The sequence below is a fragment of the Caproicibacterium amylolyticum genome (assembly GCF_014467055.1).
GTDB lineage: Bacteria > Bacillota > Clostridia > Oscillospirales > Acutalibacteraceae > Caproicibacterium > Caproicibacterium amylolyticum.
Window position 1 is genome coordinate 1,814,099 of the sequence record NZ_CP060696.1, and the last position, 12,967, is coordinate 1,827,065.

Genomic DNA, 12,967 nt, shown 5'->3' on the forward strand with positions numbered 1-12,967 from the left:
TGCTAAGATAAAGCCATCAATTAAATCGTAGCCAGCAGAGTAGGAAATTACGCGTAAAGTGCCCGCCGAACGGGGAGTTGTCGGCGGGACGAAAAGCAAAACAACCGTTTTGCTTGCGGTGTGGTTTTCGCATCCCGCTGCTGCATACCTCCAATGATATGCAGCACTTGATGGGCACAATCTTTGTACCGTCCTGCGTGCGCTGCATCTTTGGAGGTATTTTTATGCAAAAAAGCACGGATTTTCTGTCCCTTTTTCGGGACTCGGCTGCTGAACTCAAGAAGCTGCCGTCGCTGGTCACTGCCGCACTGCTGATGGCACTGGCCCTGATTCTTTCCAGCCTGGGTGTTTACATTACACCAACTTTGCGTATTACGTTCGCATTTTTGGCAAACGCCGTAAGTGCCATGCTTTTTGGCCCGGTTGTAGCTATGCTGACTGGCGGACTGGGAGATTTTCTGGGCTATTTCCTACATCCAAACGGTCCTTTTTACCCTGCTTACACCATCACGGCAATCGCCAGCGGATTTCTTTATGGTATTTTTTTATATCATCGACCGGTCAAACTCGGCTGGGTCATTGCTGCAAAGTCTTCTGTAACACTAATTTCTAATATCTTTCTAAATACACTGTGGGGGGCACTGCTGTATGGCAAATCCTTTACTGCACTGCTGCCTGCACGAATTGCAAAAAATCTTGCTCTGCTGCCGATTGAAATTGCAATGCTTTTTCTGATTGCTAAGGCAGCACAGCAAATTTATGAAACATCCAGCCACCGCTTCGGCGCACAAAAGGCTACCAGATAAACGAAAAGCAGAAACTGCAATGGTTAACTCCCCAAAATGCAGTTTCTGCTTTTTATTGCTGTTCATTCATTTGCTGCTCAATCCATGCCAGCAAAAGATTCACAATTTTTTCCTGTTGTTCTGTACTTAGCTGGACTCCCTTTTTCACATGATACCACTTATTTAGGCATCCGCGGCAGCAGCACGCACAGGCATGCTGCGCAAGGAACACGGGATGCCCGTGCATCGGTGTCTGTTTTCCATCGTTCGGAATTACAGCCGGTGCTAGCCGCTGCCGCACGAAATCCTGCGCATGCCAACGAATAGTTTCCATCCCTTTTTGCCGTACATATTTGCGGTCTTGTTCCTTTAAGAAAAAGCTGGCACGAAACTTGGAAGTTTGCAACCGGTCCAGTGCCTCATCAATTGTCACTTTAACCGCCCCATTTGTAAAAATTCATTTCAAGGATAACACATTTGAAACGGTTTTTCAAAGAAACGGATATAATAATTTGTAGAGTTAATTTCACGCTTCCTGCTGCGTGTCAATAGGAGATCGCAATATAAAGACGCTACTTGACACAAATACCTGATATGGCTATAAAAGCTAAATTGGAATTTGAAAGGACTTATAGCTGTATCAAATGGTATCATGTTAGCAAAAAGAAACCCACGGAATCGCATAGCAATGCGGGTTCCGGGGGCTTTAGTAGTTATTCCCACTCTAGCACTATGGCTTTTATTGGGTGTTTTCGTCGTTGTTTTCAGCGTTTTCAGTGGGTGTTTTGCCTGTATTTTTTGCACTGTTTTGATTTTTTTAATTTTTTAGAACCGTTTTAGAACCGGCGAGTGTATCCTCAAGCTGCTGCAAGCGGTCTGCTACTTCTTCCTGTTTATGTGGCCACAAATGACTATATGTATTCAATGTGGTTTCTACATTCTCATGACCAAGCCTGTCCGCTATCAGTAAAGGACTAAACCCTTGCTCTATTAGCAACGAAGCATGGCTATGCCGCAAATCATGCAGCCGAATCTTCGTTACACCAGATATTTTGCAGCCTCGCTTCATCTCATGTTCAAGAAAGTATTTGGTAAATGGGAATATTCTGTCGGAATCTTTCAAGCCATAGGCAGAAGCCATATATACCCGAAGTTCATCACAAATAAAGGGCGGCAATGCAATAATGCGGTTGCTTTTAGGAGTTTTTGGAGGCGTTACAACGTCTTCTCCATTACGGCGACTATATGTTTTACTAATGTTGACTGTGTGGACTTCAAGGTCAATGTCCGCAACCGTTAAAGCCATAAGTTCGCCTATACGCATGCCGGAATAGTAAAGCATCTGGAACGCCATAAAAGAGCGTGGCTTATCTTTGACAGCTTCCCGGAACTCCTGATATTCGTCCAGCGTCCAGAATTGCATTTCTTCAGCGTTCTTCTTCCCCATGCTTCCGGCCTTATGGCATGGATTCTCACGCAAGCCATAGAACCGCACAGCGTAGTTAAAAAGTGCAGTCAACTGATTATTGACCGTTTTCAAATACGTTGGAGAATATTTTTTAGTTTCTTTCCCCTGCTGATATTCTGCATTCATAAGTGTAGCCTGCCACTGCCGTACATCTGCCGCAGAAATTGCACACAGTGGCCTTTCACCGAAGTATGGAATAATTAACTTGTCAAAAAGGAAGTGCTTGCCGTCCAGTGTGGAGCCGCGCAGCCGGGGCTTCATATCATCCAAATAAATATCGACAAATGCTGACAACTTCATATTTATATCAGCCGTCTGCTGCTTGAGAAAATCTCTTTCCCATTCGGCAGCGGCTTTTTTTGTGTCAAAACCGCGCTTCTTTTTCTTTGTTCGCTTACCTGTCCAATCGGTGAAATAGAACTGTGCTATCCATTTGCCCCGGCGGTCTGGGTCTTTATTTGCTGGCATTAGGATCACTGTCCTTCTTCTGCAGCTTTTTCTTGATTATTCGTTGTCTTCCTCTATACCATTTTGCCTTATTTTTCTAATATAAAGTCGATCAATTAAGTCATTCACTATTTCTTTATCGCCTTGACTTAATTCAACGAATCTATCATTAACTGTAATTCCTTTTTCAGCTTTGTTTTGAATCATGTTCAAAGAACGTTTTGCTGTTTTAAGGTTTTCTGGTTGAATAACTTCTGCCCCTCTTAAATCTTTTAATGAAGGCAGGTTGTTCTCAATAAAATTCAAAATTCCACCAATATTTGAAATAGATAATGCAATAAGCAATTCCTCCTGCTTCCCCGTTGGATCAATAGGAGTACATTTTGATAAATCATATCCTATTGCTTTCCTATTTGAAGATAAGGAGTCAGGCACCTGTACGTTGTCTATTAATTCAGCTATAGAAACGCCTAAAACATTAGCTATAGATCTAAGAGTTTCGATCTTTGGATTTCTTTTGTTTGACTCATATTGTTTTATTGTTATCTCTGCTAAACCAGTTTTTTCAGCAAGTCCTTTTTGTGTTAAGCCTTGCGAGTATCTTAGCCGCTTTATGTTTTCTCCAATGCTCAATACTCTCACCACCCTATGAAAGTAATAATAGCATTAATTTTTTAAAAATACAATCGATTGTTACTTGACAGATTCAAAAGTATGCTATATATTATATTTAGATTCAGATTGAATACCTTTTGAATACTAAAAATGATTTTTTGAGGAGGTGAACAATATGAACGGAAATTACTATATTAATTGCCAAGAAGCATGCAGTGCACTGCATCTATCAGCTGGGCACGTTTACAAATTGTTTCGTGAGATGAATGCAGAACTTAGACAAGCCGGTTACATGACTGTTTCCGGACGTATACCACGCGCATACTTTAATAAGAAATTTTATGGTGGCATTAACAATGATAAAACTGCTTGACCGTTAACTCCTTGAAAAGCAGTCAGAAAGGAGAAAGCAATATAATAACATAGCATTTCCAAAGGGGGTTGAGAAAATTGGCAAAAACAGAGAAGACCGTTGACATAGTAGAAAAGTTCTTACGTGAACTCGATGCAAGCAATGTTATAGCTGCAGAAACGTTTGAGACATTATACGATACCGGCGGTGATGAACTGAAAAAGCGGCAGAATCTTATCCGCCTAAGACAGAGAGCTGCAGCATTAAATGTAAAAGTTGCTGATTTTGACACTTGCCGCAAAGGGTTTGAGATCAATCAACGCAATGCGAAAGCAAAACACAAACCAGAAAGTCAAAAAGATGATAACGTATTAGACCATGACAGCAATCCATATATGCACAACAAAGAAATCAGTGATAAAGAGTTCTATGACTTTTTCATAAAAAAATATCCGGAACTTCACTGCATCCGGGGCCTATTTTATAGCCTGACCGGAGAAGTACCCCGAAAAAAGCTTGAAGCAGTAATACAAAAAGAAATTGCCCTATGCTATCAGCACAATACAGCGAAGAAGGTCAAATCTCTTGCAGATTTTATTGAAAACGCAACCTATATGGACCCGCCCGTCCCGGAAGCGAACCGCGTTAACGTAAGGAATGGCACAATCTACATAGACAAAGATTATAAACGACGGTTTGCGTCGGGCAACATACACTTCTGCTTAAATCGCATTGATACGCCATATGACCCGAATGCAGCAAAACCAGAAAAATGGCTAACCTTCTTATCTGAATTGCTGGAACAAGAAGACGTAAAAACATTACAGCAGTATTTGGGATATTGCTTGATACCCACGACAGCAGCACAAAAAATGCTCTTCATCATTGGTGAGGGTGGCTGCGGAAAAAGTGTCATAGGTAAAGTTGCAAAACGCTTGTTTGGCCTAACAAACATAGCAACCGGCAAGTTAGGCGACTTAGAGGAAAATCAGTTCCAAGCTGCAAATTTGGAAAACAAATTACTTTTTATTGATGATGACTTAAAAACGGCATGTTGTAAGGAAAGTGCCATAGTAAAAGAACTTGTTACATGTGACGGTCATATGTTATTGGAAAGAAAAGGTGTACAAGCCTATCAAGGTACTATGTACTGCCGACTGCTAGCATTTGGCAACCAAAGTTTCAACACACTTCATGACCACAGCGAGGGCGCATATAGGCGACGTATCATTTTAAATACAAAGCCGAAACCTGCTGACCGAAAAGATGATAAATTCCTTGTGGAAAAGATTTGCAAGGACGAGCGACCGGGTATTCTTAACTGGATTCTTGATGGATTATATCAGCTTCAAAAGGCTGATTATGAATTTTCAATCAGCAGACAGGCAAAAGCAAATCTTGAACAATCAAAAAAGGAGGATTTTAATATAATTGCCTTTCTCCACGATAATTCTGTTATTCAATTAGGAGACGCACGAAGTTGCGAACAAACAAGTGAGGTCTATCTGAATTACGAAGTATGGTGCAGCAATAACGCAGAAATACCGATAGCAAAACATACATTTTCAACTTATCTCAAACAGCATGCATTGGAATTACAAATTAGCTATAAAGAAAATATTTTCAAAAAAGGAATACGGGCACGCGGATATTTTGGAATGAAACTCATGAAAACATATGAAAATATGCAAAGCTTTATACAACACACATAGCCCGGATATACACAGACAACCACACAGTTTAAGTAGATGAAAAATCTCATAGTATTAATGCTTACACAGACCTACACAGATAAATTCTAATTTTATGCATAATAAAACGTTGAGATACAAATCCACCATTACTTACTTCATATAGACCAAAATGAAAAAGTCTGCGTATATTTGCGTAATTGGTTACAAACTGCTTCATAATGCAAAGTTTTCATTCTTATTATCCTTATATTATCTGTGTAATCATACGCATTAACCAAATTATCAGCAGCTATATCATATTGAAGAACCAACAGTCCCAAAATATATTTGAGATTTTGATTCTGCGAATTTTCGAGTGTTAGAGAAAAGCAAAGCCATTGGAAAAACCAAAGGCAAAGATTAAGTGGTAATAATTACAAAAATGTCGCTTATAGCTTTATCGTAATAAAGTGGAGTCCCTTGATTTTATGCCGAAACTTTATGTTACTAAAGCAAATCCGCGACGCAACTTTATGGCGCTGAAGTGAAAAGGCAGAATTTTATGCCGTAATTCTATGCCATTTCTAAATTCTGTGGGACGCATAGAATCCCGGAAAAACGGCAGGCTTTGCCTGCCTTCCCGCCACAGGTGGGAACAGTTTCCCCTTATCCCGTTTTTCTCGCAAAAAAACATTGGGCTGCACAGCAGCATTTTTTGAAAGGAGTACTAATCATGACCGGAACAGACATCCATATCCGCAGGCTCAATCCGTCACTAATTAAGGCATTGGACGAAAAAGCAACTAAATTGAAACGCAACAGAAATGACCTAATAATTGGAATCATCGAAAATGCAGTGTCGCATGATTTATTTACGGCGACCGAAGAAAAATATCAGGCATTATCCAACCAATATATGCAGGCTTTTGAGCAAGTTGTCGAAAACAATACGCAGGTTCTTAGATGTAATACAGAAGCGTATTTGCAAATAAGGAAACTGCTAGACGGTGTTTTTGAAAACGATGATACCGAAATGGAGGAAGAAAATGCAGCTAGATGAAAACCGAAAAGTTGAAATGCGTTTAAGAATTTCGAAACATACTCAACAAGCGATTACTGAATTCAAAAAGCAGTATGAACTGAGGACATATTCAGCTGCGGTTGAAAAAATGTGTGCAGAGTACGAAAAACTACAGAAGAAAATCGCGATTTCTCATACGCTTGGTGATATGCTTCGAGCACTTCCGCTTCTGGAAGCAAGTATCACAGAGCAGATTAAGCAGGCGGCGCGGCCAGCACGGGAAGCACGTTATAATGCAGCGCTGTGTTTATTACTACTAAATGATATGTGAACTATAGTCAAGTAAGTAGACACAATAATTAGGGAAAACATACTGGAAACAGGAATTAAGCCTGATTCCAGAACAGTTCTTCTTTCTCGTTAGGTGTTAGCATTCGAAGAGAGCCATGAGGCCTTCTTGAGTTATAGTATCCTTCAATATATTGGAATATGGACAACTGTAATTCCTGTAGGGAGTGATAAGCTTTCCTGTTGGTTTCTTCTTTTTTTAGATATTTGAAGAAACTTTCACAGCAAGCATTATCAAAAGGATAGCCCTTTTTGGAAAATGATTGCACAACATTAAGAGAATCTAGAAGCTGTCGAAATGAAAAAGCAGTATACTGAGATCCTCGATCAGAATGAAACATAAGTCCAGAAGGGCAGTTTCTTCTATCATAAGCTTTTTTGAACGCAGTCATGACGAGGTCGACATCTGGCTTGCCTGATATGTTCCAGGAGATGACTTTGCGAGAAAATAAATCCATTACAATACAAAGATAATACCATTTGCCGGCAACTTTGATGTATGTGAAATCACTTGCCCAGACAATGTTTGGAGTTTGCTGATTGAACTCCTGGTGAAGGTGGTTGGTACACTCGCCGTTGTCCCGATGCTTATAATTTTTATAAGGTTTTTCGGTGGACATCCGTGGAAGTTTTAGAGTCCTCATCAGTCGGTACACTCGTCCGACACTGATGTTAATGCCATAATCACGCTGGAGAACATAGGTAATCTTGTAAGCTCCAAGACGTTTGTTATAATCTGCGTAGATTTTAAGAATAAGCTTTGCAATCGTTTGATTGTCTTTTGTACGATCAGCCGGTTCGGTGTTGTAATGCTTATAGTAAGTACTTCGATTAACGCCAAGAACCTTACAAAGGAGCTTGATATTGTGTTGGAAACGGAGCTTATGAATAGCTTCTAATCGTTGTTTGAGTGTGGCGTGAAGATGGCAATCGCTTTTTTAGTATAAGGAGTTCCTCCTCAAGCTGAGCATTACGCTTTTGGAGGTCTTTGACCTGCTTAGCAGTTAGTATTTCGCCATCATCCGTTTCGACGATTGAGTATTGTTTAATCCAACGGCCAAGTGCGGTGATAGAAACGCCATACTCTTTACAGAGTGCTGCTTGTGATTTGCCGCCAGATTGATAAAGGTTGACGAGAGTTCGTTTGAAATCTTCGTCATATCGGGTTCCGGTTTTACCAGTGGACATGAGTAAGTGCCTCCTTTTGGGTGTCTACTTAATTATAATTGATAGTTACTTCAGGTGTCCACTTATTTAATATAGATCCAATGCAGTATGAAACCAATAACAAATATCATTATGATGTGGACAGTTCCAGATTAGTTGATGCAAAAAAGCAATTTGATAGAGTATGCTAGATAAAGCACGCAACTACAAACAAGAAAAGACAGATAGGCAGAATTGGGAAGAGTAAAACAATATTTCTTCTACGAATATGCTGGAACGGTTAAACAAGGAAATTCGTCATCGCACCAGTTGCGTATATTCGGCTGGTTATCACTTATCTCATGGAGTATGTGGAATACTGGTCTGTTTCCAAGTCATACTCAGTGAAAATTCCGTGCATCCGTTACTTCAATCAGCGATTTCCTTCATTTTGTAGAAGCTTTTTTGCAAATTTCCCTTAATGTAAGCTCTTACCTTGGTACCCCAAGAAGAATTAACATACAACCTGTTTCTAATCAATTCTAGGCCCCGCAAATGTCTTGGTTGAAAATCTTCCACTCATGTTTTTCTACACAAACTGGCGCATTTGACTTGACAATTCAATAAATTAAGCGAAAATGACATGTTATTTTTTGATGTAAATTTTTGTTATATATTGACATTATAATAATTGTGTGGTATATTTGTCTAGGAAATATTCACAAGTATTTCCCAAAATATATTTTTAATGGAGGTAAATTATATGAAAAAAAGTAAAAAGGTCTTTTCTGTACTTGCCGCTGTTACTGTTATAACAGCATGTGCAGCTGTTCCTGCAAGCGCAGGCTCAGATGGATGGACAAGTATTCCTCTCGATAGTGGCAGAGCTCAAAGAGTAGTTGCTGAAGCACCTGTTACCGATTGCATTTCAAGACATGCATTAGTTACAATTGCCCCGGTATCTGAAGTGTACTGCAACATAAGAGAAAAGGTAAATGGTCATTGGACTTCTATTCAAACTTATGAGCATGCGGGGCCTTGCTTTGACTACACGATTTATTATGCCTATCCGTGCGCACCCGGTATCAAACTGGATTTGTATGTGGGTGCCCAATATCCGGGTTTTAACCAAGTTACAAGTGGTTTATGCCAGTTTGGAGGGACCTACAAGAAGACACCTGCTACTTGCTAATTTAGAGGGATCTACTAGGATATACTAAATTTCCAGAGAGAAGCATCTGCAGAAACGGATACTTCTCTTTTTGTGCACAAGGAGAAAATTAATGCTGAAAAATGAACTGAAACGTGACTTCAAAGACATGCTTCACTGCAAGGAATTTTTCTTTGCACTTACACTGTCTTTCCTTATAATCTTCATTCCTTTAATCGTGAATTTAACTGCAGCATACAAAGCTGATATTACAACCATAAAGCCAGCTTTTGAATATTGGGGAATTAGCGGCATTAGCTTTAAAAGCAACAGTGATATTGGTCCATTGAACAATGCGTTTTGTAATATGCTTTTCATTGGAATTCTATTCCCCTTTATTTCATCATTTGCATATTCATCGCATTGTTTTGACGACAGAAGTCACGGCATCGCAAATATTATTTTACCCAGAACAGGTAAAAAGGTCTATTATACCGCTCAACTGATCACTTCATTTGTAAGTGGCTTTCTTGTTATATTTTTACCTCTTATTTTAGAACAGCTTGTACTTCTGATAAGCTTTCCAGCAACATCCTCTTATGATGTTTTTGGAAATGGCATTGTCGGCGATAATGTAATGAGAGTAAAATACAATTACACGCAAAATGGATTTTCTGTCTTTCAAATGAACTATCCTTATATCAGTAACTTCATTTACAGCTTAGTTCCGGCTTTCGGAGGCGCTTTCATGGCTGCGCTTTCGTTTTGCATCTCATTTTTCATAAAAAACAGTAAAGGAAGATTTTTGGTATTAACTCTGCCCGGAATCTTGTGGTTAGTCGGCGGATTTGCAAAGGACTATTTCGTAAGGACGGGGAATCAGATGGAAGGAACGATGTTTATGATGTACCCTGTGGGTAATATCCTTTATTTTTTAGCATTTATACTCCTATTAACGGTTGTTTGTGCAATTCTTTTAACCGTCCATTGTGTTACACAAAAGGATGAGTCCATATGATAAAAGAATATTACAGCTTAAGATTAAAAGATAAAAAAATGTGGATAGCTATTGCGATACCGTTAATTTACACATTAATACTATATCTGTTTCCACAGTTTGTTCCAACTACAACTTCACCAATTTGGTTGGATCTTGGCTTCAAAAACATGGGCATTTGCACAAGATTATTTTTTGATGAAGCCATATTGGCATTTTTCTTAGTTCCTGTTTACATAATCTTTATTATGTTCAGCCATTCTTATTTTTTAAATGCCTCTGTGATTTACAGAATTGGAAGCATAGGACGACTGTGCCACAAATGGTTTTTAACTTCTCTCATTGATGCGGTAACTTTTAATATATATATATACGTATTAATGCTTTCCAGAGTTTTTTCCTTTAACTATACCGCAGAGCTCAATAAGTTTTCGCATATTTTGATAACAGCTTTCTTGCTTCAAACAGCAACCTTTTTCATCATTTCCATCATTCTGAATGCACTAACTTTTGTGACTGGAAACAGTGCAATCGGAATCATTTTAATATTAGGAATTATACTTTACGAGTCACATTCAGGACTGGGTCCTGATGAATACTTTTTAGTTTCTCTTCTGACACCTCTTGCGATTTCGCCCGCCAGTATAAACGCAGCATTCCATTACGCCCTTTCTTCTGTCGCAGAAATTGCAGCAGCAATTTTCCTTTTACCTCTTTTGGCGGAAAAGAAAGATTTTTTGGGAAGAAGGCATGACTAAGTATGAAAAAAAGAAAGTTTATGTCATTTATTGCGCCGTGCTTCATTTGTTTGCTGCTGTTTGTTTTTTTGGTTTTCGCTAGCCTACATACTTTTGACAAAAATTTGCCCTATTTATTTCTTCGTGTTTTTAAAGGCTCAGATTTAACATTCAACATACTGCCTGCCTTTCTTATTCAAATGGTTCCCAGTATACTTGTCTTATATGTATTTTCTGGCGTCTTCTTAGCTGACTATGAAACTAACTACGTTTATGTTTTCACTAGAGTAGGCAGCAAGCAGAAATGGCTGCTCCAAAAAACTCTGGAATTACTTTTCAAAATAATGCTTACTTATGCACTGGCATTCGCGGCTGCATTTGTATTAGGAGTTTTTTCTGGATTTTCTGATAAAGTGAATTCCTCGGGAATCTATATAAAACTGTTTTTGTTTCAATCATTAACAATGTTTTTCATGATTTTTTTAGAGAACTTTTTATCTCTGAGCTTTGGCAGGGCAAAGTCCTTTTTGATTTTCATGATCTTCTATTTTTCATTCACCACCTTAACAACACAACTCGCAAACACAAGTACGGCTGGAAATGTAATTGTTTCACTGCTGCCCACCAGCAGCCAAATGTACTTTTGGCACTGTGACAGTCCACAGATACAGAATATCAGTGACGGGCAAACTATAAACGGCTTTACGTCAGTCTTTTCTTTTGTCTGGCTGACTGTCTGTTTTGCAGTTTCCTACCTAGTCTGTTCCATTGTTTTAAAGAAAAAAGATTTAATTGTTCTTGTAAAAGGAGAATCAGAATGAACGCTGTTGAAATAAATGACTTAACTAAAGTCTTAAAAGGAAGAACGGTGCTGTCTCATATCACGCTAAATCTTGAGCAGGGTGGCAGCTACGGTTTTTATGGCCACAACGGTTCTGGAAAATCCATGCTTTTTCGTGCGATAGCTGGGTTAATCCATCCGACAGAGGGTACTGTAAAAGTTTTTGGCAAACAGCTCGGCACAGACATTTCCTTTCCGGAAAGCATGGGCCTCATCATAGAAAATGTTGGGTTCTGGTCTTACTACACCGGATTTGAAAACTTAAAGGTGCTTGCCTCCATAAAGCATATTGCTACAGAAGATGACATTAAAAATGTAATGAGGCAGGTTGCGCTTGACCCGGAAGACACCCGCACTTACAAAAAATACTCACTTGGCATGAAACAGAAGCTTGCCATTGCTCAGGCTGTCATGGAAAAACCTCAGCTTATCATTTTAGACGAGCCGACCAACGCTCTGGACGAAGAAGCGGTTGACGCTGTGCGCAAACTGATAAGAGGTGAACAGGAACAGCGCGGCGCTACTGTTTTAATAGCTAGTCATAACAAAGAGGACTTAAAGCAGATGTGTGACAAGTTCTACAAAATGAATGACGGCAAATTGGAAGAAGGCGACCTACAGTAATGAAATTGAAATGGCACCTTGTTCCCTTGGCAATACTGCTTGTCGCTGTCATTACCGCCGGAGTTGTACGCAGTTCCTACACAGATGTAATCAGTAAGGAATACCAGACTTATCAATTTTCTTCTTCCCTTTATGACAGCATTAAAGCGATATTCAAGAAGAATAAAATCAAAGATGAAGAGGATTTAATCAATCAGTCCGACCTGATTATAAAAGGGAAGTTCACTGGTGAAAGGAAAATAACTGAACAGGTTTTTTATTCCACTGTAACAGCAGAGGATGTTTACAAAGGTGATGAAAGTCTTAAAGGACAGGAAATAATTTATACTGAATCGATTTCAACTTTTAAGGAAAGAAAATTTTTAAATAGCGCAAGTTACATGTGCCTGCCTCTGCAAAAAGATCGGGAGTATATACTTCTGCTTAAAAAATATCCCTTTAACAAAGCCCGTAAACTTGACGACATTCAAAAAAAGCAGTATTACCTTATAACAAACACGTCAGTTGGCTGTTTTCCGCTCGATAACCCAAAACAAACAAAATTTTTTAAATATGAAGATGAACTTTCACAAAAAACAACACTGGATACTATGAAAGGGCTTGACATTTACGCTTCGTCAAAATCTCAGCTTGACGAATACTACAACCTCAAAAACAAAGTCTTGTCACTGCTCAAAATTTCGTGAATCTGCACTTTCACATTAGTTTGATACAATACAAAAAATCTCTCAAACGCTGGCTTCGAACTGCACCCCATTTGTTA

General features: G+C 39.1%; 15 protein-coding genes, 1 pseudogene and 1 riboswitch. Of the genes and pseudogenes, 12 read left to right on the forward strand and 4 right to left on the reverse strand.

Going from position 1 to position 12,967, the window contains the following annotated elements; all coding sequences use genetic code 11:
* Positions 1 to 33: 33 nt before the first annotated feature.
* Positions 34 to 142: riboswitch (THF riboswitch) on the forward strand.
* A gap of 82 nt (positions 143 to 224) precedes the next feature.
* The gene (locus tag H6X83_RS08715) at positions 225 to 806 is read left to right on the forward strand and encodes a folate family ECF transporter S component (protein WP_212506106.1); all 582 of its coding nucleotides are present in this window, start codon (positions 225 to 227) and stop codon (positions 804 to 806) included.
* A 52-nt stretch (positions 807 to 858) separates the two neighbouring features.
* Here the strand turns inward: H6X83_RS08715 and H6X83_RS08720 are convergent, their stop codons facing one another.
* The 3 genes from H6X83_RS08720 to H6X83_RS08730 form a co-directional block, all read right to left on the reverse strand.
* Complete coding sequence (locus tag H6X83_RS08720; RefSeq protein WP_246419119.1) at positions 859 to 1,218, reverse strand: DUF4186 domain-containing protein; 360 nt, start codon at positions 1,216 to 1,218, stop codon at positions 859 to 861.
* Positions 1,219 to 1,602: 384 nt separating this feature from the next.
* The gene (locus tag H6X83_RS08725) at positions 1,603 to 2,721 is read right to left on the reverse strand and encodes a tyrosine-type recombinase/integrase (RefSeq protein WP_212506107.1); all 1,119 of its coding nucleotides are present in this window, start codon (positions 2,719 to 2,721) and stop codon (positions 1,603 to 1,605) included.
* Between the two features lie 36 nt (positions 2,722 to 2,757).
* Positions 2,758 to 3,333, reverse strand: a complete 576-nt coding sequence (locus tag H6X83_RS08730) for a helix-turn-helix domain-containing protein (RefSeq protein WP_212506108.1) — start codon at positions 3,331 to 3,333, stop codon at positions 2,758 to 2,760.
* Positions 3,334 to 3,490: 157 nt separating this feature from the next.
* On the opposite strand from H6X83_RS08730, the gene H6X83_RS08735 reads away from it, so the two are divergent.
* The 4 genes from H6X83_RS08735 to H6X83_RS08750 all read left to right on the forward strand — a co-directional run bounded on the left by H6X83_RS08735 (position 3,491) and on the right by H6X83_RS08750 (position 6,692).
* Positions 3,491 to 3,688 carry an ICEBs1 excisionase gene (locus tag H6X83_RS08735; protein WP_212506109.1) on the forward strand — a complete coding sequence of 66 codons (198 nt, stop codon included), beginning with the start codon at positions 3,491 to 3,493 and terminating at the stop codon, positions 3,686 to 3,688.
* Positions 3,689 to 3,765: 77 nt separating this feature from the next.
* Positions 3,766 to 5,379 carry a DNA primase family protein gene (locus H6X83_RS08740; RefSeq protein WP_212506110.1) on the forward strand — a complete coding sequence of 538 codons (1,614 nt, stop codon included), beginning with the start codon at positions 3,766 to 3,768 and terminating at the stop codon, positions 5,377 to 5,379.
* A 694-nt stretch (positions 5,380 to 6,073) separates the two neighbouring features.
* Entirely contained in the window at positions 6,074 to 6,400 is a 327-nt protein-coding gene (locus H6X83_RS08745; protein WP_212506111.1) for a hypothetical protein, read from the forward strand.
* Positions 6,387 to 6,692 carry a DUF2683 family protein gene (locus tag H6X83_RS08750; RefSeq protein ID WP_212506112.1) on the forward strand — a complete coding sequence of 102 codons (306 nt, stop codon included), beginning with the start codon at positions 6,387 to 6,389 and terminating at the stop codon, positions 6,690 to 6,692. The genes H6X83_RS08745 and H6X83_RS08750 overlap by 14 nt, the downstream gene beginning before the upstream one ends.
* 55 nt (positions 6,693 to 6,747) lie before the next feature.
* On the opposite strand, the gene H6X83_RS08755 is transcribed toward H6X83_RS08750, so the two are convergent.
* Positions 6,748 to 7,897 (reverse strand): IS3 family transposase gene (locus H6X83_RS08755; protein WP_246419136.1). Its coding sequence is split into 2 segments (ribosomal slippage): positions 6,748 to 7,642 and positions 7,641 to 7,897, totalling 1,152 coding nucleotides; the frame shifts between segments, so codons are not numbered across the junction.
* Between the two features lie 232 nt (positions 7,898 to 8,129).
* Between H6X83_RS08755 and H6X83_RS14805 the strand changes: the two are divergent.
* The 7 genes and pseudogenes from H6X83_RS14805 to H6X83_RS08785 all read left to right on the forward strand — a co-directional run.
* Positions 8,130 to 8,337, forward strand: a pseudogene (locus tag H6X83_RS14805) (hypothetical protein); the annotation flags it as partial.
* 281 nt (positions 8,338 to 8,618) lie between these two features.
* Positions 8,619 to 9,047 carry a hypothetical protein gene (locus H6X83_RS08760; protein WP_212506113.1) on the forward strand — a complete coding sequence of 143 codons (429 nt, stop codon included), beginning with the start codon at positions 8,619 to 8,621 and terminating at the stop codon, positions 9,045 to 9,047.
* A 91-nt stretch (positions 9,048 to 9,138) separates the two neighbouring features.
* Positions 9,139 to 10,023: a hypothetical protein gene (locus H6X83_RS08765; protein ID WP_212506114.1), complete on the forward strand. Its 885-nt coding sequence runs from the start codon at positions 9,139 to 9,141 to the stop codon at positions 10,021 to 10,023.
* The gene (locus H6X83_RS08770) at positions 10,020 to 10,760 is read left to right on the forward strand and encodes a hypothetical protein (protein WP_212506115.1); all 741 of its coding nucleotides are present in this window, start codon (positions 10,020 to 10,022) and stop codon (positions 10,758 to 10,760) included. Before H6X83_RS08765 ends, H6X83_RS08770 begins: the two co-directional genes overlap by 4 nt.
* Before the next feature lie 2 nt (positions 10,761 to 10,762).
* Complete coding sequence (locus tag H6X83_RS08775) at positions 10,763 to 11,560, forward strand: hypothetical protein (protein ID WP_212506116.1); 798 nt, start codon at positions 10,763 to 10,765, stop codon at positions 11,558 to 11,560.
* Positions 11,557 to 12,204, forward strand: coding sequence for an ATP-binding cassette domain-containing protein (locus tag H6X83_RS08780; protein ID WP_212506117.1), 648 nt, complete (start codon positions 11,557 to 11,559; stop codon positions 12,202 to 12,204). The genes H6X83_RS08775 and H6X83_RS08780 overlap by 4 nt, the downstream gene beginning before the upstream one ends.
* Complete coding sequence (locus H6X83_RS08785) at positions 12,204 to 12,890, forward strand: hypothetical protein (protein ID WP_212506118.1); 687 nt, start codon at positions 12,204 to 12,206, stop codon at positions 12,888 to 12,890. Before H6X83_RS08780 ends, H6X83_RS08785 begins: the two co-directional genes overlap by 1 nt.
* Positions 12,891 to 12,967 lie beyond the last annotated feature (77 nt).

Excerpts from the sequence above, each read along its gene's own strand:
- H6X83_RS08735 (WP_212506109.1), top strand. The coding sequence starts at position 3,491 with ATGAACGGAAATTACTATATTAATTGCCAAGAAGCATGCAGTGCACTG.
- H6X83_RS08775 (WP_212506116.1), top strand. The coding sequence starts at position 10,763 with ATGAAAAAAAGAAAGTTTATGTCATTTATTGCGCCGTGCTTCATTTGT.
- H6X83_RS08725 (WP_212506107.1), bottom strand. The coding sequence starts at position 2,721 with ATGCCAGCAAATAAAGACCCAGACCGCCGGGGCAAATGGATAGCACAG.
- H6X83_RS08785 (WP_212506118.1), top strand. The coding sequence starts at position 12,204 with ATGAAATTGAAATGGCACCTTGTTCCCTTGGCAATACTGCTTGTCGCT.
- H6X83_RS08715 (WP_212506106.1), top strand. The coding sequence starts at position 225 with ATGCAAAAAAGCACGGATTTTCTGTCCCTTTTTCGGGACTCGGCTGCT.
- H6X83_RS08760 (WP_212506113.1), top strand. The coding sequence starts at position 8,619 with ATGAAAAAAAGTAAAAAGGTCTTTTCTGTACTTGCCGCTGTTACTGTT.
- H6X83_RS08770 (WP_212506115.1), top strand. The coding sequence starts at position 10,020 with ATGATAAAAGAATATTACAGCTTAAGATTAAAAGATAAAAAAATGTGG.
- H6X83_RS08750 (WP_212506112.1), top strand. The coding sequence starts at position 6,387 with ATGCAGCTAGATGAAAACCGAAAAGTTGAAATGCGTTTAAGAATTTCG.
- H6X83_RS08745 (WP_212506111.1), top strand. The coding sequence starts at position 6,074 with ATGACCGGAACAGACATCCATATCCGCAGGCTCAATCCGTCACTAATT.
- H6X83_RS08765 (WP_212506114.1), top strand. The coding sequence starts at position 9,139 with ATGCTGAAAAATGAACTGAAACGTGACTTCAAAGACATGCTTCACTGC.
- H6X83_RS08780 (WP_212506117.1), top strand. The coding sequence starts at position 11,557 with ATGAACGCTGTTGAAATAAATGACTTAACTAAAGTCTTAAAAGGAAGA.